Source organism: Candidatus Paceibacterota bacterium (assembly GCA_041661265.1).
Classification (GTDB): Bacteria; Patescibacteriota; Minisyncoccia; order JAHIHE01; family JAGLIN01; genus JBAZUT01.
Map to the genome: position 1 here is coordinate 114,355 of JBAZUT010000004.1, position 25,632 is coordinate 139,986.

The window sequence follows — 25,632 nt, forward strand, 5'->3', positions numbered from 1 at the left end:
TCTCCGGAGAACTGCGGTCAGATCAGCATTTTTTTGTCATTTTCATCGATCTCGCAGACCATATTTTCGATTGGAATCGTGAAATAGAATGTCGTGCCCTTGTTCTCAACGGATTCGAACCAGATCTTCCCGCAGACCATATTTATGATCGATTTCACTATATAGAGGCCCAAGCCAGTTCCATTCGCTTCATATCTGATGGCATTGCTTGCCCGCGCGAACTTTCTGAAGATCTTCACCTGTTCATCTTCGGGGATGCCTATGCCATTGTCTTTGATCTTAAACAGCACGAAATCTTTGTTATATCTGCTGACCTGAAGCTCGATGATCCCTTTTTGCGGAGTATATCTCGATGCGTTGAGCAGGACGCTGCTCAGGACATTCCGGAGGAGGTTCTTGTCGGTGTTTATCTCAAGGTCTTTGTCGGCGATGCAGTTATATGATATCTTCTGTTTCTTTTCCGTGAAAAAGGGCTTGATCTCTTTCAGAAGTTCGCTTATAGTCTTGCAAAGTTTTATTTTCTCGATGTTTATCGCGAGGCGCCGGCTTTCGATCCTGGATACGTTGAGCATTTGGTTCACGAAATTGATCATATTCTTGTTGCTTTCATGTATCTCGCTGACGACATCTTTCTGTTCTTTTTTGAGAGCTCCGACATCTCCGTCAAGAAGGATCTCCAGGAACCACTTCATTGCCGAAAGGGGAGTTCTCAGCTGGTGTGAAACGATCGAGATGAAATCTGTTCTCATTCTTTCCGCTTCCCTTTTGAACGTCACGTCTTTGAAAATTATGATGCATCCGATAATGACGCCTTTGTAGTTCTTGATCGGGGCGGCATTTATGTCGACAAGGACCATTTTTCCTTTTTTATTCAAAATGGCGAGATCGTCCAGCTCCACTTTTTCACCTTTCAAAAGGACCTTGTCGATAAAATCCTCCTTGGTCTTTTGGGTCTCTTCTTCAATGAACTTGATCTTTTTGCTGAATGTTTCTCCTTCGAATTCATCCACTCCAAGTCCCGTGATCTTTTCTGCGACCGGATTGAATGCGATCACTTTTTTCTCTTCGTCGATCGCAAGAACCGCGTCGCCCATGCTGTTGAGAAGCGCTTCGAGCTTGTCTTTCTCTTCCTGGACGTTGTCGCGCTCTATGTATATGCTTTTTAAAACGCTTTCAAGGTTTTTTCTTGAAAATTCCCGTTCTTCTTCTATCAGTTTCATTTCCGTTATGTCCTTGAACACAACAATCGCTCCGGTAGAATTTCCGCTTTCGATGGGTGCTATCATGATCTCGACGGGGAAGATCCGTCCTTCTCTTGTTTTGAAATAGTATTCATCGTTTAATTTCAGCGAGATGGACCTTCCGGTTTTGAAAACATGCTCGAACGGCCACTTGTCGCTGGGCACCATGTCCATGTTGTGCAATATTTCGAGGGTTTCTTTCAGATTCTTTCCCTGCAGATCTTTTGAAGCGGTTCTGGTTATAAGCGAAGCCGCGGTGTTTGCGAGGAGTATGTTGTATTTCTCGTCGATCAACAGCAGTCCTTCGCTTATGGAGGAAAGGAGAGTCTTCAGCTGCAGGCTTTCTTTTTTGAGACGGACATTTTTTTCATCTATGCTGTCGAGCATCTTGTCGAATGTGTCGGAAAGGTATCCCATTTCGTCATTTGATCTTATCCTTGCTCTGACAGACAGATCTCCTCCGAGTATCTTTTTTGAAACATCGATCAGGCTCAATATCGGCGCTGTAGTCTTTCTTGAATATATTGCAAGCATTATGCTTCCGAAAAGAAGCAGGAAGAATATGAAGAAGATGGATCCCAGTTTGAAAACATTATTGCTTTGCCGGACTCTGCTGATCATCGAATCAATATATTCTTTTGTTTTTGCATTCCGTACCCGATTCTCGAGCGACACATTATCTATTTTTTCCAGATAATATCCGTAATTGAGGTCAAGATCGATCAATGAATTTTTTTCAATAATGGACCGATCGGCAATTCCCGCATATGTTGCCACAAGCCCCGAGAACTCATCCGACTCTTCTTTTTTTGAGGCGGCTTCCAGATCTTCGATCAATGCCAGCCACTCGTCCGAATGTTCTTTGTCTTCAAATTGGAAATTAAATTCTTTTTCGCTGTAACCCACTTGCGTCAACAGCAGTTCCATATCGGCCGTTAACTTGCTGTATTCTCCGATGCGTCCTTCTCTTGTTTCCTCAAGGTCGGAAAGGGTGGCGCTGTGTGCCAAGTTCTGTTCGTAACGGGATTTTCTGTTCAAGGAGATCTTCTGTGCAAGGTCGAGATATTGATCTTTGATCTTTTTGATGCTTGAAATATAGTCATGCAAATTGGGATCGTTTTGCATAACCTCTATGGCATGGTCAAAATGTGAAGCTGAAAATGTCATTTCGGACCGGAGCGAGTCGTATTTATCGGGGCTCAACGTCGAATATGAATACGCGACCTTGGAAAAATCTTCCGAGTGAGTTATGATGTCGTCTACCGCTTTTCCGAGGGATGACATGTTTTCTATCGAACTCCCCAGTTTTTCAATATAAATGATCGCAAAGCCGGTGCTTATGCAGAGAAAAACCGCATTAGTCAGGAAGAAAAGGAAAAGTTTTGTTTTGATCTTGAGCATAATGATTAGAAATTCATGATTTTTTCAACTTCCCTGAAATCGCTATTGCTTGTTTTGATAAACCGGTCGATGTCCATGTTTTCCAGGACCAGCCTTCCCTCCTCGGAATTGTTCATGGTCAAAAGAAGGTTTTGTATTTTGGCAGCCGTTTGATCGTCTAAATCGACGCTCAGCATAAAAGTGTTGTTTGGATAAGACCCCCCTTTTTCAATCACATTGATCTTGTCCTGGATGCCGGGATCTTTTTCGATCAAAGCTAGCAGATCCAAGCTTTTCACTGCGCCGCCGTCGAAATTGCCGGAAATGACCGCATCGACTACGTTTGATGTGGTTTTGAGGAAAGAAGATGCTCTGAAAAAAATATCGGGGTCATGGCCCAATGACCTCAGGAGATATGCCGGAAAAAGATATCCGGACGTCATATTTATGTCGACATATGCGAATCTTTTGTTTCTCAGGTCCTCAATGGATTCTATCCCACTGTCTTTTTTCGCTATGACGTAGGCATCATATGTGGATATTCCGTTCTGTTCACCCCTTGCGACGGGAAAGCCAAGGTTATTCTTTATTATGCGATATCCCACGGCGCTTCCGACGAACGCGCTTTTTATCTTGTGATTTTCTATCTGTTCAATAAAAGACCCCGCATCTTTGACTGGTACGACATACCATTGGACGCCGGAGTATTTATTCAGATAGTCTGCAAAGGCTTGATATTGAGCGATGACTTTATCGTCCGAGGTCAATATTCCCATTGCGACGGTGGAGATCTCCGGTTCGACAGTCGATATCCTGTTCCGGATGAAAAACACATATAACATTGCGCAAAAAACAAGAAGCAAAGTTATGGCCGACACTATGAAAATGTTTTTTAGTTTCATTATTTTTAAATTGATTTGATATTATTATAACATAGAAATGAAAAAAAACGAAATGATACTGATATGCCTTTCGGTCAAAGACATTCTGCCTTGTGCGATATTGACGATTATGGCATATCCTGGTATCATGACGTGATGTTTACATGCCCCGAAAGCATGTTATATCTGAAATATAACGTATTTTCGGGACAGGTAAATCCGGGAAAATATTAAGCCCGAATTCTTTGTCCGATTTGAGAGGTGATATATATGGAAAGTAAAGAAGAATTGAAAGAGCTATATGCAAGACTGGCGCTCTTTTCGAATGCATGCGGCACATCGGGAAACGAGACGAGAGTAGGAGAACTTTTGTCTTCAGAACTTCTCAACTTTGCCGGCGATGTAAAAACGGACAGCATGGGGAATCTCATCGCGACAAAAGCGGGAAACGCTCCAAGGATCATGATCGCCGCCCACATGGACGAGATCGGACTTATGGTGCAGAGCATAGACGCAAGGGGATTCATAAGATTCATAAAGACAGGAGGATGGTATGATCCGGTCGTGCTGGCGCAAAGAGTTGTCCTGCACGGTTCGAAGGGAGACGTGATCGGAGTTATCGGATCCAAGCCTCCGCATGCCATGCAGGATGATGAAAAGAAAAGAGCTGTGGACGCAAGCAGCATGTTCATCGACATGGGTGCGGGCACAAAAGATGATGTGCTGAAGTGCGGTATAAACATAGGCACATCCATAACGATCGAACGCGAGCTTTCATATCTTGGCGGCAGCGAGTATTTGGTCACGGGCAAGTGCCTGGATAATCGGGTGGGCGTCATCGAGATGATCGAGGTCATGAAAAGGCTCAAAGACACGAATCTGGAAATTTCGGCCGTAGGCACCTGCCAGGAAGAGGTCGGCTGCAAAGGCGGAGGGGTCAGCGGATTCAGGGTTAACCCCGATCTTGCGATCGTACTTGATACGACTGCAGCAGGCGGAAATCCCGGCATGGGAAGCGCGATCACTCCGCTTAAAATAGGCGAAGGTCCTGCGATCGTCATTGCAGACAAAGAAGGCAGGGGATTCATTGCCCCGATGCATATGGTCGAGAGGATAAAAAAGATCGCTGAAGAGAACAAAATAAAATATCAGCTCCAGGTGTCATCTTTCGGCACCACGGACGCGTCCGAGATCCAGCTGAGCCAGAGCGGCATTTTGACGGTTGCCATAAAAAATCCCGCGAGATATATCCATTCTCCGGTGGAAGTTGCGGATCTTAGGGACATGGAAAGCGCAATAAGGCTTGTTGTCGCTCTCATAGGCGATATCGAGAAAAATGGATTATAAACACACAGACTGGAACCCCGGTCTTTTTTTAATGCAAATTATTAACTTTATGGGAAAAATAGTGTAAAATAAATATATGAATTGCGGTTATAAGATGTAAAATAATAATATACTAAATACAAAAATGAAAACAAATTTCGCCTATGAAATTAAAAAAACGGTCTCAAGAAACTTTGCCGTGTTTTTTTGTTTCGGCGTGCTTGTGCCATTGGCTTCGGCCGATACCGCATTGGCCGCTGTTGCAGTCACCAAGAGGGTGGTCAGCATTGATTCTTGCGTAGATTCGGATGGCGGCATAGCTTACTACACCAAAGGAACGGTCGATACGGCTGATGCCGGTTCCAGAGGGCACTATATCGATATTTGCTCCGACGGAAAGAACCAGCTGCATGAATGGTATTGCAAAGGTATGCAGCCTGCGGAAATCACCAAGGATTGTCCGAATGGCTGCCAGGATGGCGCGTGCCGGGACAGCGGCATCGGTCCGGAATTTTCGCTCGAGATCGGCAAAAGGATATATTCGATCGGCGATGAGGTCATGATCCGGGCCAATTTTCAGGATATCGACCAACAACACAGATCTTTTATAAAAGGGGTGGTCGTTGCTCCGGACGGATCGTTCGAAACGTCATATTTCTATAAACAGCATCTGTCCGGCGTCGAGACATCATCTGCGTTGATCAAGGGTTCGAACCTGGTCAGCGGCAGGTCCGGGAGCGCTTTCAGTTTTGACGGAAACACTTATATAGGAGATCTCCCGGGGTTCGGAAAAAAAGACGATGTGACCATTAGCATGTGGTTCAAAACCAAAGTCGGAGGAAAATTCTATGAAGCCGAATATTATAAGGACTCGGGAGACCACTTCGCGCCGAAGTTCAGCATCAGAAAAGACAACGGGACGGTGGAATATTTCGCTTTTGTAAATAATAACGGAACCAGGAACGACCTTTCCGTTTCGACTGACGGTTCATATGACTACCGGGATGATAAATGGCACCTCTTCACGGCTGTTTTCCGCGGCGGCGATTTTCCCAAGGGCGAACTTTATGTCGATGGAAAATTTATCGGAGAGGACGTTGATACACCAATGTCGAATTTCGACTGGGACGCTCCGGATATGAAGAACGTCAATCTTGGTTATGCCTGCGGATATCATTATAGGAATTGCATCGATTGGTCGGACGGTTTTGTCGGGGATATCGATCAGGTCCGGGTCTATAAAAGAGCCTTGTCTCAGTCCGAGGCAGGAGCTCTTTATTCGGATATAAACGTGAGCAAAAAAAACCTGGAAGTTCTCTGGGATTTCGAAAGGACGGAAAAAGAGATCGTGTTCGACAGCAGCGGAAATGGAAATAACGGCGTGTTCCATAACGCAAGCGAAGTCGGGGGCGAGAACGTGATATATGTGAACGCGATGCAGGAGGGGGTATATAGGATAACGGCAACTGCCGACTATCAGGGAAAGACTGGTAATTCATACGCGGAATTTACGGTCGGCATCGCCGCGATAGAAGATTGGGACGTATCGGTCAATTTCGATGTCGCCAATAAAGGATCTTTCTATCCGTTTTCTTCAGCGACCGGAGTTGTCGGAAACAAGTATTATGCGAAATTAAATGCAACAGATGATCTTTACGATGAATATATCGGAAGAGAAGCCTGCACAAGCAGTTATTGGGGAGATATTTTTGAGGCGGAGCAAGCCAGGAGAGCAAAGGGATGGTATGCGGAAAGAAAAAGGATGGATAACGGGGACTACAAGATACTTATAAGGGGCACTGCTCCGGCCGATTGCGGCTATTCGTCTCCCGGGGAATCAAAAGGAGAACTGACAGTGAATCCGTATTCCGACTGGAAAATAAAAGAAGTTGTGAAATGCAATGCGCAAGGAAGCAACAAGGGTCAGGAGGTGAAATGCGAGTCGGGCGACGGATATATTGAATTTTCGGCGGGAAGCAATTGCGGAGGATGCTGCGCGTGCGCCGACAGCGGAAGTCTGGATATAGAGGTGATCCTGGGGAAAAATGGCGGCTCGTCTCCGGTAAAACCGCAAGGATCATGCACCGATACGGACGAAGGACAGGATGTTTTCAGAAAAGGCGATGTGGTGTATATGGGAAAAACCAATTCCGATCAATGCGTATCGCAGGATACGCTGAAGGAATATTATTGCGAAAAAGATGGCAGAGGCAAGGCCGCCGATCACGTTTGCGAGAACGGATGCGAGGATGGGGCGTGTATTAAAACAGATGGTGCAAGCGATAACAATGCGAATGATGATGCCTTGGCGAAATTTAATGAGGAAATAGAGAATTCCGGCTTGAGCGGTGTGATCGTTGCTGTTTTGGGAGTGGTTCTCAGCATAATCATCATTATTGCAGTCGCGCTCAGCAAGAAAATGTAACACATAGGTCATGACTACCAGAAAAATCGTGCGAAATGCCGGCAGGGGAAGAGACGGAGCCTTGCGGCCTGAATTTAAAAGCTATATAAAAGCCCAAATACAACTTCCGAGAAATGAGTGGGATGCAGCTTTCGGGAATTATGTAGAGAAAAAAAGACGCGAAGCCGTGGAAATGCTAAGCGATGATTCGCCGGAGGTTTTTAACGACAATGCATGCAAAAAGAGATATAATATCTATCTTAAATATCTTTGCGTTACCGGAGGAGACAGATACTTTTCCGGGAAAGATGTCATTGATCTCGGATGCGGCGAAGGAGAATTCATCCTTGAGTGTCTGAAGAGGGGCAAGGTGAAAAGCGCATATGGCCTGGACCTCGAAATAAGAAAAGAGCTTTCAGATGGAAAATACGGAAAAAATTTTATCAAGGGGGATTATACAAAAAAGTTGCCGTTTTCGCGCGCGGATATAATAGTTTCGAATGGAGGAGCCAGCACGCTTTTTTTCGAGAGGGACGGGAAGCGAAAATTTGAAAAGCTGATCAGAAATTGCATCAGGATCCTGAGTGCAAATGGAGAAATAAGGATCGCCCCGATCAATTGCTGCTATAGTTCGAAAATCAGGCTGGTTGGCATCGATAAGAGCATCAAAAAATTGGCCAATGTATTGAAAAAACTTTCAGGGGAAAAGCTTATCGATCACAGTTTTGAACCGATCGATATTCAAGTAAGCGGATGGGAGTTCCGGGATGTTTTTCTTTGGCAGGCCTTGATCATCAAAAAACGGTCTTGACCGGAGGGTAAAATTGGTGTATAATTATAGTATAGAATTTGATATTTAGGATAAAGGGTGAAAGGCCCTTTGTTTTATTTATAGCCGGAAAATGCAGACAAAAACACAAACAAAAATGCAAATATGCTCAAAAAACACAATAATTAAGATCGGCGCAATCGTCTCCCTGATTGCCATCTTTAATGTCGGCGTTGTCGTCGCTTTTGCTTTTGAAAAACATGAGATCGCCCCCGAGATCATGCTGGAACTTACCAACAGGTCCAGGGAAGCAAACGGGGTACCGGAACTTAACATGAATACGCAGCTCGTTTCGGCCGCTGAGGCAAAGGCGAATGACATGTTCAAATCTCAATATTTTAACCATGAAAGCCCGAACGGGAAAACTCCATGGGAATTCATCAGATCGGCCGGATATGAATATTTATTCGCCGGAGAAAATCTGGCGATGGATTTCGTTTCTGCGGAAGGAGTTCACAAGGCTCTGATGGATAGCAGCTCGCACAGGGAAAATCTTTTGAATGCGAATTATTCCGATGTAGGTATTGCAGTAAAGAGGGGAATTTTCGATGGAGCGGAGACTGTTATAGTCGTGGAAGAATTCGGTTCGCCGCTCGCCAGGAAGAATGCCGTTGAATTCCAAAAGGCGGAAGTGCAGGTCGAGACAGACGGGCCGACATCCACGGAAACAGATAAAGTTCAGGCGCCAACGGCAGTTCGGGTTGTGCCGGAGCAGGACAGCGCCGCGATCAATGATCCTGAGAACGATGATTCCTGCAATTCGGCAGGCGTTGAACTGGAGGAAGAAAATACACCGGAAGCCGCAGGAAATATACCCATTCGTATATCAGATACGCAATATACATTTTTCAAAGATTTCTATATTTGCAGCTCCGATATCGATGATGAAATAGAGAATATCCCGGATGTATATGTCGCGGATATAAAAGGGGAACGGAGCGGAATGATGTCTGCTGAGGGGCCATTGAAATATCTCGCAGTCATCGATTCATTCGAAAAAGAGATAATGCTGATACTTCTTTCTTTTGCGGTTTCGATGAATCTTTACTATATCTCGGATGAAGATCTTCGGAATGATGACGGATGATTCCCGGTTCTGTTCATAGAAAGTGCAGCTTAATTCGTATATAAAATAAAATACCCAACTGATGCCGGGTATGTTTTTATAATGACTATTATGCAACGCTGATCTTTTTAACCGATCCCAACCCGGTGATAATGTAATTTGTCGATATTGATACAGCGATTATTATCCATCCGGATAACATGATAAATATCTTCTGGGTCGGCTCATTTCCGCTGAAATATGCAATTGGCGCAACTGCAACCGCATATGATATCAGCACTGCAACTAAGAATACCATTGGTCTTTCCATAATATTTCCTCCGATTCGTATTATAATATATTTATATAATTTGTCAGGTGTTTGGCTTTGTCTATTCTTTGCGGATGGAAGCCTGGATTCTTCGGCAAAAAATAAAAAGAGGAAAGTATCTTCGGTCTTTTGACCTATTTTTCTTCCTCTCTGGTTTCAAATTCTTTGTCTCTTGCGATTGACAGCATCTTGATTATCAAGAAGAGAGTCGTGCCTCCGCCCAATGTGGTGAATATTACGATCATGGCTTTTCCGAAGTATATATCGGAATATTCTTCATCAAATATTATCCCCCTTCCATCTTCCGTTGGCCTTGGATTGGAAAAAAACATTCCGTCTCCAGGTTTTTTCGGTACTGGCGCCAATTCGGTGGAATATAGGTCCCATCTGGCTGATATATTGTTATATGCCAGCTCGGGTTCATATCCGTACAGCTTGACGCTGTGGTCTTTGATTACGTATCTAACTTTCTCGATCTTTCCTGTCTCAACTTTATACAGGAACAGTGCGCTGCTGATCGGGCTCTCTATTGTCTCCCGTTCCGTGTCTATCCATGGAAATGGGCGGACACTTACATCATATGATGTAAGATTTTCCCATCCGGGGTTGATTTTGACAACATTTGATTCTGCCCAGCTTGGTACTGCCATTGTTTCCGGCAGGGTAGTGAACATCAGGTATGAGCCTAGGCCAATAACTGAGCTCATAAACAACAAAATAATCAATGCTACTTTTTTACTTCTTTTCTTCTCTGACATAATGTGAACCTCCCAGTTCTTGTATCGTCACTTTAATAAGTGGCTTCAATTGGCCATTAATACTCAATAACCAGTTAAAGCCACTCAAATCCATGTTATAAAAGGTCATTATTAATCACAATTATATTATAGCACAAAAACAGTAAACTGTCAATATGAGCACATATGGAATGTCTGGCAGTCGGAAACCAATATAAGTGTTTTTAAAAGTATTTGAGCGTAAATAGCCGTATTTGATATGACTATTTGTCCATCCGATAAAATTGACATGGATATCTTTATGCATGGAGGTAAATGAATGCTAAACTTGCATATTTTCGGAATGGATGAAAATACTGCCGGCGAGGTCAAAAAAACAAGGTTGGTCATCCGATCAAGCACCTTTTTTTATTTGATTGACATGGAAAATTCAATGATATAATATGAATCCAGTAAAAAGGAGGTGCGTCAATGGAAATTGCGAAATCCGGCGGGATCATGCTGTTCATAATAGACAGGATAATTGCCAGAACAAGAGAAAGAAAATGGATAAAAAAGAAATGGGTTGAAAAAAAAACACTCGAAGATCTTTTCGACGAACTTGACCGAAAAGGGGTCAGGAATATTTATACGCATGTTGATTTTGATGAACCATGGCCGACTTTTGACGGAGATCTGTCTTTGTTCGTCGAGGTCGGATGGATAGAGGTCGAATCCTTTATCGTTCAAGTGTCGTCAAAAGAGACAGGCACGGATATTGGCCTGGAAGAAAGGGTATTTATATGTCTGACTGAGAGAGGAAGAAAGGCAATTGAAGGCAGCACTCTTTATTTTCCGGAGCATCAAAAGATCATAGAAGAAGTCATAAGCGGCATTGCTTTGAATAAAAATTAGCAATGTCTTTTTTTATCGGGACGCAGGGTCCGTGAGGGATTTCCGAAGAGCGTTTTTGGCTTGGATCTTTCGGGGCTAAATCCTTTACTTTCCATATATTTCATGCTAGAATATCCTGGTAATTTATATCTTTCATAATAATGGCAGATTCAGAGGTAGTGCTTCGGTTCGACGAAGTGTCATTCGAATATCAATACAAAAAGCCCCTTTTGGACGAGGCCAGTTTCAGCGTGAGGAACGGTTCGAAAATAACATTGATGGGGCAGAACGGGGCGGGCAAGAGCACCATGTTCGGACTCATAACCGGAGCGATCAAACCAAAAAACGGGAGGATCTCAGTTTCAAATGGCGCGACTATTGCGACCTCGAAGCAGGTTATGGACAGGGGAGATCTAGCGCTTACGGTTCTGGAATACTTCAAAAAGGCCTATAGGGATGTGCCGTATAATATTCCGGTAAAGATCAAGGAAGTTCTGGAAGCGGTCAATCTTAATGTTCCTGTTGAAAAGAAAGTCAGCGACCTTTCGGGCGGTCAGCAGGCCAGGTTGCTCCTTGCTTTTGCGCTTATTCAGAATCCCGACATCCTGCTTCTTGATGAACCGACGAATAATTTGGATGAAGATGGCATTGCCCATCTCATCAATTTTCTGATGATGTATGAGAAGACTGTTATTGTCATATCACATGATGCCGATTTCTTGAACTGTTTTACCGACGGCGTTGTCTATCTTGATGTGTTCACTCATAAAACGGAGCAATATGTCGGCGATTATTATACCGTGGTGGAAGAGATCAAAAACAGGATCGAGCGCGAGAAAAAGAAGAATGCCCAGCTGGAAAAGAACATAATTGACAGGAAAGAAAAGGTCAACTTTTTTGCCCATAAGGGAGGCAAGATGAGGCGTCTTGCGAAGAAGCTCAAAGAGGAGGTTACGGAAGACGAGGAGAATATGGTTGACGTGAGGCGGGAGGATAAGACGATCAGGAGTTTTTCCATTCCAAGCCAGGATATCGCGGGAAAGATAGTCGAGATAGCGGCGGTGAAAGCCCTGAAGAATGGCGAGGAAGTCGAAAAAAAACTGGAGATGGTCCTGCGCAGGGGAACTCATATGCTTGTTTCCGGCCCCAATGGTGTTGGAAAGAGCACATTCCTCCGCTCGCTCGTGTCCGGCAATTCCCCCGAGCATAAGATCATGGAAGGAGTCCGGGTCGGATATTATAGCCAGGATTTTTCTTCGCTGGATTTCGATCAGACAGTATATGATTCTCTTTTTGGTGCCATAATCGAAAATGATGTCCAGGAAATGAGGTCCATCGCCGCGGGATTTTTGATCACGGGCGAGCTGATGGGCCACAAGATCTCCGATCTTTCTGAAGGACAAAAGGGGCTATTGAGCTTCGCGCGCCTGGTTCTGATGAAACCGGGGCTTTTGATCCTGGATGAACCGACGAATCACATCAATTTCAGGCACATTCCGGTAATAGCCAAAGCTATTGATGAATATGACGGAACGATGATCATGGTGAGTCATATGGATGAGTTCGTTCGCGAGATCAGGATCGATGAAACGCTTGATCTTGGAAAGTTGTAATAATATAAATACGTTTATATATAGAAAATAGCCGTTGTCTAGGACGGATATTTTTATACAAAAAAATAGAGCCGATCCATTTATTGAACCGACTCAATTAATTCTTTTTCGCAATTTTTCCGAACTTCAATTATCACTCCTTCGTTGTAGGGCAGCGTAGTGCCAATATCTTCGGCGTAAAACGTATGAATATTGTCATCAAATTTGATCGCTATGCTCGATGACGGCTGAAAAATATGCGTGGGGTCATTCGCATTGTCGTTTACATTGCCTATGGAATAATTTCCCCATGATCTATCTATATTTTTCAGACAAATGATTACTACGGGATAATCTTTCTCTTGAAAGTCATATACCCGAATACTTGATATATTATTTTTTGTTTTGGCCGCAGTTTTAACGGGAGCCCTTGTTTTTGCCGGCGTGATGTTTGCCTTAGTCATATTGCCGGTATTTTCATGAATGATTCCATTTATGTCTATCGATGTATTATTGTTATGGTTCGAGTCGGTGGAATTATTTCCATTTTTCTCCAAACAGCCCGAGGTTATCAACACTATTATTGCGAGTATAAAGAACATTTTTAATTTTGTCATAGATCCTCCGTGAAGCCACAAACACTGCTTCAGAACAAATGCCAAAATATCACTCATGGCATCCGATCTGAAATAGTGTTTATGTTTTGAGATAAACCGTCATTTGTTTTGATAATTTATATTTTCCAGATCTACAAGATATTTATAGGCTTGGAAAAAATAAGGAAAGGCAGTTACATTATTTGATTCCTATGATAAGGATATTCATAACTGACTTTCCCTCTGGAAACCAGATAGTGCTGCCGTCTGACTGCCAAAAGGAGCCGACTTGTTCCGATCCGTTGATCAGAGAGAACCTGAAAATCCTAAAGTCGGCGCTTTGATCCGCCGGGTCCGTCAAGTTGTTCAGCTCTTCCGCGGAGCCATTGAGAGATATCCTGATTATATCTGCGTTACGCGGCGCCGTGAAAATATAGCGTCCATTTTCCGAAACGATATTGTATATTTCATCAGATTCGGGGAAGGATTGGATAAGACTAAGTTTAACGGGTCCCGTCATGGGGATATCAGATGCATCCAGTCTGTAATTGTTGTTCGAATCAAAAAATATTTTTCCTTCGAGCGTGCTGTTCGGATAGATCGCCGATTCGCGCGACTCTCGCATCGTCTTTTCTTCATTCCGTTGCATCCTGTAGCTATCAGCCAAAAAAAATAAAGTGGCCAGAAGCATAAGGATAGCTAATATCTTTTTGGTATTTGTCATCTGTATTCCTCCAATCTTGTCGGTATTCATTTCTCAGCAGATCCCAATATGTATTTCTGACATTAGGGGATCCGGCTGTTATGTTCGTCATCCGGAAAAAATCAAATTTTTCCTTTTCGGTCCATTCTCTGTATCCATTTCTTAAGAGTATTTCGGCATATTGCATGTCGTCGAACTTTTCAGGATATTTTGCCGCATCCAGGATATATTCCGATATATCCACATATGTGTTAAATACCCCGGCGGACTCGATGGTTATGTTTATCATTTCATGCAGTTCATTCCTTTCCTTTTCTGTCCATCTGCCGTATCCGTATTTATCCAAGATCTTGTTATCTTCCAGGCTGCTGTTCAGGATCCCGAATTTTTCGGAAATGTTTATGTGGCCTCTTGCAGGGCTGTTAAACACATACTGCGTATTTTGCAGGAAGCTGGTGTTTTCATTGTTATTCTCCAGGCGATCTGTCGCTACTACGAGCATCAAGACCGTAAGTGTCAGAATCGTCAATATGACCATATATCTTCTTTTCATTATATCCTCTCCTGTTTTCTCGGCCGTTGTTCTTTCTTGAAGCCGCAAGTTTATAAAATACGCGCTTAGTTTATAAATTCACGGCTTCAAGACACTGTTTGGTTTTCTGATCTGTTTTGAATGAACGATAATCTTTGCCGCCGATAATTTTATCAGAGGCTGACTCCGGACCTATGCGATTCGGAGCTTTTCTAAATCTATATAAATATATAGACTTGGAAAAATAAAAAGAAAAAATGAGTTAAGAATATATCATTGCGGAAAGTTTCTGCTTTACAGAACCCATCAGATCTTTTTCTTCGATCATGCGTTGGATCTCATAGGCAAGGGTCCAGAGGTCCATGTTATATTCGTCATCGCCCGGTTTTTCACCTTCGAATTGATCGGGATTGGAAGAGAATACTATTCTCTCTTTTTTATCATCTATGATCAATCCGTAGAGCGTTTTTGTCTTGTCTCCCCACCATTTTGAGCGTTCAATGTAGCTTCTGACAACGATCCTTACCGTCATGCCGTCGAATGTTGTTTCCAGATCGCTCATGACCTTGCCGTCATCATCGACCTTGTCTCCAACCTGGACCCATTTGATCTTCCCGGATTCGGTCGCTATAGTAAGCAGATTTTTCAATCTATGTATACTTTTGGCCATATTCATCCTCCTTTATTGCATAACTTTCAGTCCATCCGATATTTCTTCTTCAGGGCTTTGAACCGGCTACAAATCCAGTGATAGTTTGCCGCAAGTTTATAGTCCTGAAGTCATTTTTTCTTTTGTTGCAAAGAACGGTTCGTTGTTACAATTTTGGCAGCATAACGTTATAGTATATCATATAACCATCCTAAAGTCAAGCATGATAAATATGTCAGTGATAAATATGTCAGTTGATTGCGATATGAACAAAAACAATCACTCTAGTAAGTGATTTATTGTTTACTTGATAACCTGGCGCAGAAAATCTGAACCGGATCCATAAATCCGGCATAGAAAAGTGTTATCTTGCCGGAAATCAATTCGACGGGACTTTCCTAGCTTTTTCTTTTCTCATGGAGCAGCATATCGACAGCATGCTCCATGGTGCCGGCGGGAGTGATTTCGCCCGCGTTCACAAAAAATATTTCATCAGCATTGGCGATGGTGTTGAGCCTGTGCGCTATGATAACTTTGGTCGTTTCGTGCGGAAGTTTTTTCAGGATCTCTTCGAGAAGTTTTTCGGTCACCGTGTCGATATTGGCCGTCGCTTCATCCAGGATCAGCAGTTGGGGATTGCGAAGCACGGCGCGTATAAAAGCGATCAATTGTTTCTGTCCGAGGCTCAGAGTTCCTCCGCTTAAGGCAATTTTAGTTTCCAGTCCTTTTTCGAACCGTATCAGCAGAGACTCCAAACCCGAATCCCTTATCGTCTTTTCCAGCTGCTCATTGGTGCAGTTTTTATAGATCTCATTTCCGTAGAGAATATTGTCCCTGATGGTTCCGGAGAACAGGAACGGTTCCTGCAGAATGAATCCGATCCGTTGTGCTTTTTCCCGTTCCTCATATGAGCGGATATCTTTTCCGTTCAAAAGGATCGTTCCTTTGGTCGGATCGTATAGGCGTGCCATAAGAGAGGCTGTGGTTGTTTTCCCTCCGCCGGTCGGACCGACCAATGCATATGTTTTTCCTGAAACCAATTTGAAATTGATATTGTGCAGAACTTCCTTGCCGTCGGGATATCCGAAATGGACATTTTTAAATTCGATCAGCGGCGCCGTTGCTGAAGCTATTTCAGGGGAAGGAACAATATTCAGATTCGACTTAAGCGTTAAGATCGCATGGATCCTGTCCCATCCGGCCAGAGCGATCTGAAAATTAGACCAGATCGCGGCCATTTGCCGGAGCGGATCATATAGTTTTCCGATATATGTCAAAAAACTGATCAAAAATCCCAAAGTAAATTCTCCCGCAGAGATCAGATAAAGTCCGTAGGCGATGACAATAAGCTGAGCCAGATTCGAAGCAAGTCCGTATGCCGGCGTAAGCGTATTATTTGCGATCCCGGCGCGGATTGAGCTGGCGTAATTGGCGTTGTTGGCTTCGTTGAATTTTTTTCGGAAATAATCCCGGCGATTGAATGCGATGATCACCTTGAAGTTGTCGATGCTCTCCGAGATCTCCGCGCTCAATCCTCCGACATTTTTTAGGCTGGCTGCATTTTTCCGCTTGATCCAGGGAGAGATCAGGCGGGTAAAGACCAAAAGCAGCAACATCGGCAATAGAGCTGCGGCACCGAGCCGAAAATTCAGGAATAATATAAAAATACCGGCGCCGATGATCATAATCGTGTTTACCACGAATTGGATCAGGCTTTGCGAGAAAAATTGATTCAGCTTGTCAGTGTCGCTGTTGATGCGGGAGATCAGGTCGCCAGTTTTGTTCTGATTAAAGAATGCCACCGGTAGGGATTGTATTTTGTTGAAGACCGCATTACGCAGATTGAACAACAGATGCTGTCCGACCGCGCCCATTAGCATAGTCTGGAAATAACCTGCGATCACGGCTATGACATACATCGCTAGCAAAATAGCGGAAAATACGAGAACGCCGTTGTACTGTCCGGTCAAAATATATTTATCTACAGTGTAGCCGATCAGAATGGGCGCCAGGAGATTCAATCCGGAATTGATCAGCACTGCAATTGTGGCGAGCATGATATTTCTTTTTTCGTCTTTCAGCAGGGGCAGAAGCTTTCCGATCGATCTTTTCACGCTAAGCTTTTCTTCCTGGCCGGATGGTTTGTTTAGGGCGTAATTGGTCATGATATTGAGCGGAAATGTTTATATATAAAGATATCGAAATCTATTCATATTGATTCGTGCTTTTCTGGGAATTATAAATTTGAACATATTCGGGGCAAGTTTTCAGGAGTTCGTCGTGAAGACCTGCGGCAATGATCTCTCCTTCCATAAGAAGTATTATCTGATCGTACTTTTCGACAGAACTTATTTTTTGCGTAACTGAGACCAGGGTGATGTCGGGATAGTTCCTGATGATATTATCCAATATCTTCTGTTCGGTTTTGTTGTCGACGCGGGCCGTGAAATCGTCCAAAAGCAGAACTTTCGGATTGAGCGCAAGCGCGCGGGCGAGCATAATGCGCTGTTTCTGCCCGCCTGAAAGGCTTGACCCGCGTTCCGACACGATCGTATCCAGCCCCTCGGGCAATGATGAGATAAAATCTTTCATTTCTGCGGTCCCGATCGCTTTCTCCAGGTCGGCGTCTTGCACTGTGTCGCTGAATGCGATATTTTCCCGCAAGGTCAGATTGAAAATAATGCTATCCTGGAAAACAAGTCCAACTTGCCGATGCAACAACTGTTCATCGTAACTGTTTATGGGGTGGCCGTCATATTCCACCGAGCCGGAATTAGGCTCGACAAGGCCGATGAGAAGATAGAGAAGCTGGGTTTTTCCGGCCGCTGTCGGTCCGATAATGGCAGTTCGGCTGTGAGCCTTGACCTTGAATGATATATTTTTCAACACCGGTTTTTCGTCATAGGCAAGCGTGATATCTTTAAATTCGATGTCTCCCGCAAGTTCTTTTTTCAGCAATCCATGCCGGCCATCCTCTTTTGCCTCCAGGACTTCATAAATGCGTTCATAAGATGCCGCCGCCTGTGCGATAACGCTGCTCATCACGCCGATGATCAGGACCGGGAAAATGAGAAGGCCGACATAACTGTTGAAGGCCGTGAAATCACCAAGCGAAATTGCGCCATCGATCACAAAACGGCCGCCGAGGGCCAGGATTACCAATATTGCCAGGTTAGCAATGAAGCCGATGGTCGGGACCATGCTCGCAAAGATCTTCAGGATCTGCAGGCCGATGTTTTTTGCCTCAGAATTGGCAGAAAAGAATTTTTCATATTCCGGTTTATGAGAATCAAGCACCCGGATCAGAGCGGCTCCCAGAATACTTTCATTGATAATTTTATTGAGCCAGTCGATGACCTCGCGGCTTTTGGTGGTGAGAGCTTTGACTTTGCTGAATACGAGATAAAAAAGAATGCCTATGACGGGTACGATCGTCAGAACCGCGAGAGCAAGCTCCCAGTCGATAGTGAAAAGCAGAATGGCGGCGCCTACTACGATAATGATCGAAGAAACGAGCGCGGCGATCGCCAGGGCAATAAAGGTTTTGATCGCATCTACGTCAGATGTAAGATTGGTCAGGAGTTTGGCCGGCGTAACTTTTTCAACAAAGGCATATTTCTGGCGGGATATCTTGTCCGAAAGTCTTTCTCTGAGGTCGCGCGCCACGCGTTCCGATGTATAGGTCTGTACGATGCTTTGTGCATAGGTCAGAATGAATATGATCACTACCATGGTCCCATACTCGGCGATTAATGTATTTAAAATAAACGCATGGTCCGTGTATGCGTCTATGCTCCGGGACATGATCTTGGGCAGCATCAAACCCAGTGCGCTGCTTGCAACAGCCAAAAGAACCAAGCCGCCGATCGACCACTTATATGGACGAAGCAATCCGAACATGCTTGGTTTTCTTCTTCTTATTTTTTGCTGTTTGCCGGTTTCCATCTGCCAATTATAGCTTTATTCAGGGGAAACATCAACCGGGAAATTATTTCCGTGCCGGCGTATCGTGGTATCGTTCCGGCTTAGCACAGGACAATGTTGACATTATATGAGAATTTGGTAGCTTTAGCATAAAGGAGGATTAATATGTCGGGAATGAATAACAAGGCAGACAGTTTAACTGTCGGAGAATGGATGGTTAATCTGCAGATGTATTCTTGGGAAATGGAAAAAGGCGGGACCTATGCAGTTGCGGCATTTAATGACCTATTGGATATGCTGAAAGGATTCGACCTGGTAAAGGCTCATGAAAAAATGTGCGACGATGGAAATTTGTTCGGAGTTGTTTGTTTTCTCAGGGACTTTTCAAGAAATCTCGCAGGCAGTTTTGGAGAGGGCAGTACGGGATTTCCCATTGAAAATGGCACCGAGATCTATTATGAGATCCTGAAAGAAATGGGAATATATGTAAAAATGTCTCTTTTCCGGGAAGGGGGCAGCGAATTAAAAGCAACAATAGAAGATATCTATGTGAATTATGCGCGCTTGTTGAAAGTCACCCAGGAAGCAATGGTGCAGGGGTTGCCGGAAGACAAATTTGCCACAATGTGATCGTAAGAAATAAAACAGCATAAACAATAGCTGTTTTTTTTATGATATGATCCGCAAAAAGATAACTTCAGCAGATGTTTGTCTGCCATATCCTTGACATACGGAGATTGATATATTAACATATGGCATAGTGGATAGTGTAAAATTCTTTTTTTTCGTACTGTCTCCTAGGATGCAAACTAGGCGCTATCCATTATATGATTATGATCGTTTGCAAACATGCAAACAGGAGAGAAGGGCAATGCATCTTCTCTTTTTTCTTGGAAGGATGCGGGAAATGAATTTGTCGGTTTGGCTATTTGTATAAAAAAACAAGGATGGTTCAAGTTTAAACCACCCGGGGAGAAATATCAGAATGCACTGACAACCGATTTATTATAACGCTAACCGATGTCTTTTCAATAAACTTTGAATCCCAGTTTTTCAAGTTCATCAATATCCAAGAATCCCAATTCACGCAATTTATGAAGCATCCTGTTCGCTTTTTTTTCATCATGCGTATTGAAATCCATCTTAAAATCATCGGTTCCTGACACCATCACGCGATAAATAGGGTATAGCGTTTTATTATATGCATTGATATTGCCTAAATATAGCAGCTCAACCTGATTCTCGTGTCCATTTCCATTGAAATTGCCATACCACCAATCATGCGTCAATTTGATGAATTTACTCTTTTCCATATTGCCTCCGTTGCTTCGTCTTTTTGATCATTTCAAAGACAGGGCAGTTTATCAGATATTTATTATTTTGTCAATCACGGGATGTTTGAATGCCTGATATATTAGAATAACCGCCCTTATAGGCGATTAATTTTCTGAACGGGGCCTAGTGGAGAACATTAAAACTGAGTTTGTGAATTATGCTTTGAAAGATGGTGCTTACATATTGGATCTGAGGCAGGGGATCCGGTCTTATGTCTTATCCCGATGTAATTCACTATGAACTTAAAATGAACCCAACTCCGCTGCCTGCCGGCCCGTTTTGCCGAGGGTTGACAGCGAGGCAAGCCCGCCTACGCCGTGGCAGTAGCGAGGCAAGCAGGCAGATTCCGGCACCATAATAAAAAAAGAGGCATGAACCACATAGATTTATTCTCTATAGCCGAGTGCCTTCTTTAACGCTGATACTATTTCGATAAGATCTATTGCTGAGGCATTTTGCCTGCAAGAAATTCCTTATAGCCGATTTCTTTTCCTGCCGGACCAACACCGGAAAATATGAATTTACCCCGGGAAAGCCGAACTGTATGGATATCTTTCCTATTTTTGCGTTCTGTGAAAGGTATGTATTCAATAACGATCTTCCCGCTTCCCTTACACTCAAGACAAACGACGCCCACTCCTTTCGGTTCGGCAAAACCGCAATATATGCCGCTTCCGCCACATGCACCGCACTGCGCTTCAATTCTTGATTTCTCTGCCATGTCTAAATATTCCTCCTTGCTCCATCTTTATCTTATTACTTCTAAAAGTCAATAGCTGATACTCAAGAAACAAAATCATGGTATTAGCTTTTTTATCGGGTGTAAAAAATAACTGCTTGGACAAGCGATTATTTCGAATGGTCCGCTTAAGGGATGCGTTCAGGATTTTGGATAGGAAAAAATAAAATGAGACGAGGGATAGCAATCGGATCTATTTAGATGAGGGAAGGTGGCTTATTGACATAAATAACATAAAGTGCTATAGTATAAAGCTATATTAATATTATAGCCAATCGAATGTTTCTATGAGGATCTGAAAAGATTTCGGAGGTATATGACATGGATAAACAAAGCAAGATAATTGAAATAAAAACGAAACTAAAAAAGGTTGATGAGGCGTCTTCAAGTCCATACTGCTTTCAGGATAATAAGTATGATCTGTATCAGCTTGATGATGGGCAAAAGGTTTCTGTCCAAAAAAGTCGATCGATATTTTATGGAAGAGGAAATGCCTTCAGAGAATACAGGAGCGATATTGATTACTCCGACGAGGCGAAAGAGGTGACTGTAAAAATCAGAATAAAAAGGCATCAGTTACCGAAATGGATACCCGAAGCCGTAAGAAATCTTCTTGAAGAAATTACGGAAGAAATATCCTTGGTTCCATATTGGCAGTGCGATTGTATGGGTATTATGCTTACGACGAATATTGTGTACACAAAGGAACACTTGGAAGAAGCCATAAGCGCTAAAAAGAAATTCATTGAAAATAATATAAAGCGTGTCAGGAGCGGTGAGGCCGTGTTTGTGGGATATTCACAAAAATTGTTTGGCGATGATGGTTTGGATTTTTTCTGCAATCATAAGGCAAGCCCCTGTATGTGCGATTATGGTACGAGAATGTATCTGACGTCTGAAGGAGATATAATAGACGGCCCATTGTGTTACGATGACCGTATGGACAAAGATACATTGAATAGAACAAAAAAATGGAATGAAAAGTTAAAAGCCTGAGAAACATAGGTAGATCAAAGATCTATCTTTTTTAATATTAAAAATAACCGCTTCGACAAGCGGTTATTTTAAGATGGGTGGCCTAGTGGAGGGCATTAGAACTGAGATTGGATATATAGGCTTAAATGGCGGGATTTATATTCCGGAATTGGGATCATAGCTTTTACCCCCAGTGCTACTCACTATATTATTTTAATCCAAATCTCATTAAACAATCATCATAATAACTGTTAATAAATTTTTCATATTCGTCACCAATTAAAGAATCTGCTCTTCTATCAAAACGAGCCTCAGCGGAACATTTTTCTTTTATTTTAGTCGGTCTGTATTCATACCAATAGAACAAACCAAGAACTGTCAATAAGATAACGAGCTTAAACCAGTTTTCTTTAATGAAGTTGTTCATAATTATTTAATAAATTGCTTATTTGCAAGTTGTAAACCATGGATAGATATCCCGCTTTAAATTTGTGTCATCGCCCAGAAAGGTATGAATTCGAAAGGGCAATGATTTGCTTGGTTCAATCCAGTCTTCAATTGAATCATAGCCACCCGCCACCAGAACATCCTCATCGTTATAAACTTTTGCAATCACAGCTTTCAAAAAATGTTTATCCGCTGAATTGTTTTTTATAGATCCTATATAATAATTGCCGTCTTTGGTTATGTTTCTTATTTCAAAATTACATAGTACGGGAGGTTTTTGAATCACTGTCTTCATTTTTGATAAGCTTTTTTCTTCGCAACTTCCAGTAAATTTATCACATTTGACAATCATCGCATCTCTTTGTATAAAGTAATATCTGTTACTTAAAACAAAAATGAAGGCAATTACTGACAAAACAATAATAATTGTAGTCCTAAACCAGTTTTCTTTTATGAATCTTTTCATAATTATTTTTTATTAGATGATTTTTTCTTGCCTATAAGATATCCAGTCCCACCAATTAAGGCAAGAAGAATTAAGGCTCCAAGTGATGAGTCTATGTTATTCGTGCCTTCAACTATATTGGGCATATTTTCTTCTTTCCTCTTTTCTTCTTCTAATGCCTTTGAATAATTAGTAAATCTCATCGGTTCGATTTTGGATGTTTCTGCCGAGTTTGATCCCGTAACATTAGTGTTCGCTATAGACCCTGTATTATCTAGTGGCGTTTTATATTCTGGAGCGGATTTCGTATATCCGGTGCCACCTTCCCCATAAACACTCTTGATCGGTTCTTCTGGTTGAGGAGCAACAGTTTTTGCTTTATGACAATGGTATTCACCACTACTCAAACCCCACGAAGAACAATTGGTCCTGCAGGTGTGACAACCGGAAGAATCCGTTCTGCCAGGGTGCGCTTGAACACTAGTATATGCGGTAGCAAGTCCAAAAAACATCAGAATAAGGAAATAAATTTTTGCTGTCAATGAAAAAAATTTCATAATTTTAGTTAGAAGTTATTCTCCGCAATTTTTGGCTTTTCTCCATCCGGCATTAATGGCTTCATTTTCTGAGCAAAACCATCTTTCTCCCTTGCTCTCGTCAATAGTAGTTTTAGCATAAGAAAGACAATTTGATAGATGGTATATTTTATCTCCTGAAATATTGCCCTTTATATTACACTTTTGTGAGTTTATATTTGAGTAATAAATGTAGCCTAAAACAACGATTGCTAATAAAATTGTAATTGGAAGAATTAATTTATTTTTGTCCATAATTTATCTATATTTTTTTAAAGATTTGAAGGGGCTTGCATATCCCTTTTTGCCTGTAAAAGGATTGAAATTTCCTTTTGTTGAATAGTTGTCAAACTTGGTTTTGTTTGGGCTGGTTTTATAGTGAGGCTGAACATATCTTCCTATGCTGGGTTTATAATATGGTTTAACTCTTATTACATTTGCTTCCGCAAAACTAAAAATGCTCAAGGCCATTATTAGCGAAACTAGAATTACTGATAATGCTTTTTTCATCTCTTTATATTAATTTGTTAATAAACTTTATATTATTCTAAGATCGCGCCTGTGATATATGACTCTCTGTCAAAGCTGTTTATTTCGTAAATTGAATCTGAATCATAACCATATTTGCTTAAAACACTTGTATCTTTCAGCAATCGTTTTTGTCCAGAATCTCCTTGCGGATACAATCTATAGATATTATTATCGCCAACAGCTCGGACCAATTCAGAAGTTGTGAAAGAATTAAGAGATGCTTGGCTTACAACCATCAAATTATCCCATTTTAGATGCCCATAGTTATTGAAAACAGATGGACTTAAAACAAGTCGTTTGAATTTTTTCGATCCTATGTATTTGACAATATAAACATCAATGCCATTCTCTGCGCGAATAATTGCGCCTTCGGAAATAGCTGGTGCAATATCTTCGACGCTTGGAAGATTATATGGAATATAAATATCTTCTTCTGGCTCTAAGCTATAACTAGAACTTACATTTTTAACGCTTGTAATATCACAAGTTTCATTATCGTCGTAAAGTACAATTTTATCAAACATATCAACATCAAAATCAGTTCCCAAGTTGATTACAATTTTATTATTCTTATATCGGCTGATTGATGAGCTTAGACATCCAATGCCATATGAAATCAGATAATTTTGATAATCATAATCGCTTTTAACAATCGCTTTTTTGCTAGTTGTATCTATTTCTTTTAAAAGAAAATAAACATTATTCTGCTTTTCAACACACTCGTTGTCATTGTTCAATGTATAACCATTATCACATTCGCATTTATCTATCAACGAATTATAAGAAGAATGCAGTCCATATTTAGAAAAGCACGATTTACATTCAAGCCCGTCACCAATCTTTTTTAGTGTTAATTCATAACCAGTGTCACATTCACATTTATCGGTTAAAGAATTATATTTGGAACTATAGCCATATTTATCATGGCAAAATTGATTTCCCGAAACACATTGATTTTCGCCCAAAGAATCAATTCCCCATACATAGCCAGACGAACATTTGCAAGAATTATTCAAATAATCGTATGCTGAACCATATCCATATATAGAAGAACAAGAAGTGCAAGTTTTGTCTCCAAAAATACTTTCATCAATCACGTAGCCGTTGCTACACTCACATTGATTGAGATAAGAATTGTAGCTCGAATTAAAGCCAAGATTTTCTCTGCAAATATCATCTTTGCTTTTTTCTTTTATACAACTCATATTTCCAAACGTATCATATCCCCACTCATAGCCATAATTGCATTCGCATTTATCAGATAAGCTATTGTATGTTGAATTATAGCCATATTTATTATAACAATAGGTTAAACCAGAAACGCAATATGGACTTCCCAATAAACTATCCATAACATACCCACTCATACACTTACAATATCTCGAACCATCAGAATATGCGGCATAACCATATTGAGAACAATCACCGTATGCTTTTGTTTCTTCATTAAAAAAATTAATAAATAAAGCAACAAAAAATATGCAAAAAACGATGTTTATTTTAAACCGATTTCCTTTGATGAAGTTCTTCATTGTTTATTTA

The 25,632-nt window shown here is 41.9% G+C and carries 26 protein-coding genes and 1 pseudogene; 9 read left to right on the forward strand and 18 right to left on the reverse strand.

Annotation, left to right across the window (positions count from 1 at the left end):
* Nucleotides 1-17: 17 nt before the first annotated feature.
* Nucleotides 18-2,642 carry a PAS domain S-box protein gene (locus WC788_04285; protein MFA6096818.1) on the reverse strand — a complete coding sequence of 875 codons (2,625 nt, stop codon included), beginning with the start codon at nucleotides 2,640-2,642 and terminating at the stop codon, nucleotides 18-20.
* A 5-nt stretch (nucleotides 2,643-2,647) separates the two neighbouring features.
* Nucleotides 2,648-3,523: a phosphate/phosphite/phosphonate ABC transporter substrate-binding protein gene (phnD, locus tag WC788_04290; protein MFA6096819.1), complete on the reverse strand. Its 876-nt coding sequence runs from the start codon at nucleotides 3,521-3,523 to the stop codon at nucleotides 2,648-2,650.
* 249 nt (nucleotides 3,524-3,772) lie between these two features.
* Here phnD and WC788_04295 point away from each other — a divergent pair, with 249 nt between their 5' ends.
* The 4 genes from WC788_04295 (at nucleotide 3,773) to WC788_04310 (ending at nucleotide 9,148) form a co-directional block, all read left to right on the forward strand.
* Nucleotides 3,773-4,849: a M42 family metallopeptidase gene (locus tag WC788_04295; protein ID MFA6096820.1), complete on the forward strand. Its 1,077-nt coding sequence runs from the start codon at nucleotides 3,773-3,775 to the stop codon at nucleotides 4,847-4,849.
* 124 nt (nucleotides 4,850-4,973) lie between these two features.
* A complete protein-coding gene (locus WC788_04300; GenBank protein MFA6096821.1) occupies nucleotides 4,974-7,253 on the forward strand; it encodes a LamG domain-containing protein in 2,280 nt (759 codons plus the stop codon).
* A gap of 10 nt (nucleotides 7,254-7,263) precedes the next feature.
* Complete coding sequence (locus WC788_04305) at nucleotides 7,264-8,043, forward strand: class I SAM-dependent methyltransferase (GenBank protein ID MFA6096822.1); 780 nt, start codon at nucleotides 7,264-7,266, stop codon at nucleotides 8,041-8,043.
* Between the two features lie 115 nt (nucleotides 8,044-8,158).
* Entirely contained in the window at nucleotides 8,159-9,148 is a 990-nt protein-coding gene (locus WC788_04310; GenBank protein MFA6096823.1) for a CAP domain-containing protein, read from the forward strand.
* Nucleotides 9,149-9,236: 88 nt separating this feature from the next.
* Here WC788_04310 and WC788_04315 read toward each other — a convergent pair whose 3' ends face one another.
* Both WC788_04315 and WC788_04320 read right to left on the reverse strand, forming a co-directional pair.
* Nucleotides 9,237-9,437, reverse strand: coding sequence for a hypothetical protein (locus WC788_04315; protein ID MFA6096824.1), 201 nt, complete (start codon nucleotides 9,435-9,437; stop codon nucleotides 9,237-9,239).
* Between the two features lie 134 nt (nucleotides 9,438-9,571).
* Complete coding sequence (locus WC788_04320; protein ID MFA6096825.1) at nucleotides 9,572-10,195, reverse strand: hypothetical protein; 624 nt, start codon at nucleotides 10,193-10,195, stop codon at nucleotides 9,572-9,574.
* Nucleotides 10,196-10,493: 298 nt separating this feature from the next.
* Between WC788_04320 and WC788_04325 the strand changes: the two genes are divergently transcribed.
* From WC788_04325 to WC788_04335, 3 genes are all read left to right on the forward strand, one after another.
* The gene (locus tag WC788_04325) at nucleotides 10,494-10,616 is read left to right on the forward strand and encodes a hypothetical protein (protein ID MFA6096826.1); all 123 of its coding nucleotides are present in this window, start codon (nucleotides 10,494-10,496) and stop codon (nucleotides 10,614-10,616) included.
* Nucleotides 10,617-10,645: 29 nt separating this feature from the next.
* On the forward strand, nucleotides 10,646-11,068 hold the full coding sequence (locus tag WC788_04330) for a hypothetical protein (GenBank protein ID MFA6096827.1): 423 nt from the start codon (nucleotides 10,646-10,648) through the stop codon (nucleotides 11,066-11,068).
* Nucleotides 11,069-11,208: 140 nt separating this feature from the next.
* Nucleotides 11,209-12,660, forward strand: coding sequence for an ATP-binding cassette domain-containing protein (locus WC788_04335; protein MFA6096828.1), 1,452 nt, complete (start codon nucleotides 11,209-11,211; stop codon nucleotides 12,658-12,660).
* A gap of 80 nt (nucleotides 12,661-12,740) precedes the next feature.
* Here WC788_04335 and WC788_04340 read toward each other — a convergent pair whose 3' ends face one another.
* From WC788_04340 to WC788_04365, 6 genes are all read right to left on the reverse strand, one after another.
* The gene (locus WC788_04340; GenBank protein MFA6096829.1) at nucleotides 12,741-13,256 is read right to left on the reverse strand and encodes a hypothetical protein; all 516 of its coding nucleotides are present in this window, start codon (nucleotides 13,254-13,256) and stop codon (nucleotides 12,741-12,743) included.
* A gap of 178 nt (nucleotides 13,257-13,434) precedes the next feature.
* A complete protein-coding gene (locus tag WC788_04345; GenBank protein MFA6096830.1) occupies nucleotides 13,435-13,959 on the reverse strand; it encodes a hypothetical protein in 525 nt (174 codons plus the stop codon).
* Nucleotides 13,895-14,491, reverse strand: a complete 597-nt coding sequence (locus tag WC788_04350) for a hypothetical protein (GenBank protein ID MFA6096831.1) — start codon at nucleotides 14,489-14,491, stop codon at nucleotides 13,895-13,897. The genes WC788_04345 and WC788_04350 overlap by 65 nt, the downstream gene beginning before the upstream one ends.
* A 241-nt stretch (nucleotides 14,492-14,732) precedes the next feature.
* Nucleotides 14,733-15,140 (reverse strand): hypothetical protein, encoded by a 408-nt coding sequence (locus tag WC788_04355; GenBank protein ID MFA6096832.1) that lies wholly within the window; start codon nucleotides 15,138-15,140, stop codon nucleotides 14,733-14,735.
* A gap of 377 nt (nucleotides 15,141-15,517) precedes the next feature.
* Entirely contained in the window at nucleotides 15,518-17,284 is a 1,767-nt protein-coding gene (locus tag WC788_04360; protein MFA6096833.1) for an ABC transporter ATP-binding protein, read from the reverse strand.
* Between the two features lie 40 nt (nucleotides 17,285-17,324).
* Nucleotides 17,325-19,064 (reverse strand): ABC transporter ATP-binding protein, encoded by a 1,740-nt coding sequence (locus tag WC788_04365; GenBank protein ID MFA6096834.1) that lies wholly within the window; start codon nucleotides 19,062-19,064, stop codon nucleotides 17,325-17,327.
* A gap of 144 nt (nucleotides 19,065-19,208) precedes the next feature.
* Between WC788_04365 and WC788_04370 the strand changes: the two genes are divergently transcribed.
* On the forward strand, nucleotides 19,209-19,673 hold the full coding sequence (locus WC788_04370) for a hypothetical protein (GenBank protein MFA6096835.1): 465 nt from the start codon (nucleotides 19,209-19,211) through the stop codon (nucleotides 19,671-19,673).
* A gap of 398 nt (nucleotides 19,674-20,071) precedes the next feature.
* Here the strand turns inward: WC788_04370 and WC788_04375 are convergent, their stop codons facing one another.
* Together WC788_04375 and WC788_04380 are read right to left on the reverse strand one after the other, a co-directional pair.
* A complete protein-coding gene (locus WC788_04375; protein MFA6096836.1) occupies nucleotides 20,072-20,356 on the reverse strand; it encodes a hypothetical protein in 285 nt (94 codons plus the stop codon).
* 461 nt (nucleotides 20,357-20,817) lie between these two features.
* On the reverse strand, nucleotides 20,818-21,099 hold the full coding sequence (locus tag WC788_04380) for a hypothetical protein (GenBank protein ID MFA6096837.1): 282 nt from the start codon (nucleotides 21,097-21,099) through the stop codon (nucleotides 20,818-20,820).
* A 339-nt stretch (nucleotides 21,100-21,438) separates the two neighbouring features.
* Here WC788_04380 and WC788_04385 point away from each other — a divergent pair, with 339 nt between their 5' ends.
* Nucleotides 21,439-22,113 (forward strand): hypothetical protein, encoded by a 675-nt coding sequence (locus WC788_04385; protein MFA6096838.1) that lies wholly within the window; start codon nucleotides 21,439-21,441, stop codon nucleotides 22,111-22,113.
* A gap of 187 nt (nucleotides 22,114-22,300) precedes the next feature.
* Here WC788_04385 and WC788_04390 read toward each other — a convergent pair whose 3' ends face one another.
* The 6 genes and pseudogenes from WC788_04390 to WC788_04415 form a co-directional block, all read right to left on the reverse strand.
* On the reverse strand, nucleotides 22,301-22,519 hold the full coding sequence (locus tag WC788_04390; GenBank protein MFA6096839.1) for a hypothetical protein: 219 nt from the start codon (nucleotides 22,517-22,519) through the stop codon (nucleotides 22,301-22,303).
* A gap of 18 nt (nucleotides 22,520-22,537) precedes the next feature.
* Nucleotides 22,538-23,005, reverse strand: a complete 468-nt coding sequence (locus WC788_04395) for a hypothetical protein (protein MFA6096840.1) — start codon at nucleotides 23,003-23,005, stop codon at nucleotides 22,538-22,540.
* A gap of 359 nt (nucleotides 23,006-23,364) precedes the next feature.
* Nucleotides 23,365-23,496, reverse strand: a pseudogene (locus WC788_04400) (YHYH domain-containing protein).
* 60 nt (nucleotides 23,497-23,556) lie between these two features.
* Nucleotides 23,557-23,814, reverse strand: a complete 258-nt coding sequence (locus WC788_04405; GenBank protein MFA6096841.1) for a hypothetical protein — start codon at nucleotides 23,812-23,814, stop codon at nucleotides 23,557-23,559.
* 3 nt (nucleotides 23,815-23,817) lie between these two features.
* Nucleotides 23,818-24,069: a hypothetical protein gene (locus WC788_04410; GenBank protein ID MFA6096842.1), complete on the reverse strand. Its 252-nt coding sequence runs from the start codon at nucleotides 24,067-24,069 to the stop codon at nucleotides 23,818-23,820.
* 32 nt (nucleotides 24,070-24,101) lie between these two features.
* Nucleotides 24,102-25,622, reverse strand: coding sequence for a hypothetical protein (locus WC788_04415; protein ID MFA6096843.1), 1,521 nt, complete (start codon nucleotides 25,620-25,622; stop codon nucleotides 24,102-24,104).
* Nucleotides 25,623-25,632: the final 10 nt, after the last annotated feature.

Excerpts from the sequence above, each read along its gene's own strand:
- WC788_04335 (MFA6096828.1), top strand. The coding sequence starts at position 11,209 with ATGGCAGATTCAGAGGTAGTGCTTCGGTTCGACGAAGTGTCATTCGAA.
- WC788_04410 (MFA6096842.1), bottom strand. The coding sequence starts at position 24,069 with ATGAAAAAAGCATTATCAGTAATTCTAGTTTCGCTAATAATGGCCTTG.
- WC788_04300 (MFA6096821.1), top strand. The coding sequence starts at position 4,974 with ATGAAAACAAATTTCGCCTATGAAATTAAAAAAACGGTCTCAAGAAAC.
- WC788_04305 (MFA6096822.1), top strand. The coding sequence starts at position 7,264 with ATGACTACCAGAAAAATCGTGCGAAATGCCGGCAGGGGAAGAGACGGA.
- WC788_04285 (MFA6096818.1), bottom strand. The coding sequence starts at position 2,642 with ATGCTCAAGATCAAAACAAAACTTTTCCTTTTCTTCCTGACTAATGCG.
- WC788_04325 (MFA6096826.1), top strand. The coding sequence starts at position 10,494 with ATGCTAAACTTGCATATTTTCGGAATGGATGAAAATACTGCCGGCGAG.
- WC788_04310 (MFA6096823.1), top strand. The coding sequence starts at position 8,159 with ATGCAAATATGCTCAAAAAACACAATAATTAAGATCGGCGCAATCGTC.
- WC788_04295 (MFA6096820.1), top strand. The coding sequence starts at position 3,773 with ATGGAAAGTAAAGAAGAATTGAAAGAGCTATATGCAAGACTGGCGCTC.
- WC788_04365 (MFA6096834.1), bottom strand. The coding sequence starts at position 19,064 with ATGGAAACCGGCAAACAGCAAAAAATAAGAAGAAGAAAACCAAGCATG.
- WC788_04375 (MFA6096836.1), bottom strand. The coding sequence starts at position 20,356 with ATGGAAAAGAGTAAATTCATCAAATTGACGCATGATTGGTGGTATGGC.
- WC788_04390 (MFA6096839.1), bottom strand. The coding sequence starts at position 22,519 with ATGAACAACTTCATTAAAGAAAACTGGTTTAAGCTCGTTATCTTATTG.
- WC788_04345 (MFA6096830.1), bottom strand. The coding sequence starts at position 13,959 with ATGACAAATACCAAAAAGATATTAGCTATCCTTATGCTTCTGGCCACT.
- WC788_04405 (MFA6096841.1), bottom strand. The coding sequence starts at position 23,814 with ATGGACAAAAATAAATTAATTCTTCCAATTACAATTTTATTAGCAATC.
- WC788_04330 (MFA6096827.1), top strand. The coding sequence starts at position 10,646 with ATGGAAATTGCGAAATCCGGCGGGATCATGCTGTTCATAATAGACAGG.
- WC788_04395 (MFA6096840.1), bottom strand. The coding sequence starts at position 23,005 with ATGAAAAGATTCATAAAAGAAAACTGGTTTAGGACTACAATTATTATT.
- WC788_04385 (MFA6096838.1), top strand. The coding sequence starts at position 21,439 with ATGGATAAACAAAGCAAGATAATTGAAATAAAAACGAAACTAAAAAAG.
- WC788_04380 (MFA6096837.1), bottom strand. The coding sequence starts at position 21,099 with ATGGCAGAGAAATCAAGAATTGAAGCGCAGTGCGGTGCATGTGGCGGA.
- WC788_04355 (MFA6096832.1), bottom strand. The coding sequence starts at position 15,140 with ATGGCCAAAAGTATACATAGATTGAAAAATCTGCTTACTATAGCGACC.
- WC788_04360 (MFA6096833.1), bottom strand. The coding sequence starts at position 17,284 with ATGACCAATTACGCCCTAAACAAACCATCCGGCCAGGAAGAAAAGCTT.
- WC788_04370 (MFA6096835.1), top strand. The coding sequence starts at position 19,209 with ATGTCGGGAATGAATAACAAGGCAGACAGTTTAACTGTCGGAGAATGG.
- phnD (MFA6096819.1), bottom strand. The coding sequence starts at position 3,523 with ATGAAACTAAAAAACATTTTCATAGTGTCGGCCATAACTTTGCTTCTT.
- WC788_04415 (MFA6096843.1), bottom strand. The coding sequence starts at position 25,622 with ATGAAGAACTTCATCAAAGGAAATCGGTTTAAAATAAACATCGTTTTT.
- WC788_04320 (MFA6096825.1), bottom strand. The coding sequence starts at position 10,195 with ATGTCAGAGAAGAAAAGAAGTAAAAAAGTAGCATTGATTATTTTGTTG.
- WC788_04315 (MFA6096824.1), bottom strand. The coding sequence starts at position 9,437 with ATGGAAAGACCAATGGTATTCTTAGTTGCAGTGCTGATATCATATGCG.
- WC788_04350 (MFA6096831.1), bottom strand. The coding sequence starts at position 14,491 with ATGAAAAGAAGATATATGGTCATATTGACGATTCTGACACTTACGGTC.
- WC788_04340 (MFA6096829.1), bottom strand. The coding sequence starts at position 13,256 with ATGACAAAATTAAAAATGTTCTTTATACTCGCAATAATAGTGTTGATA.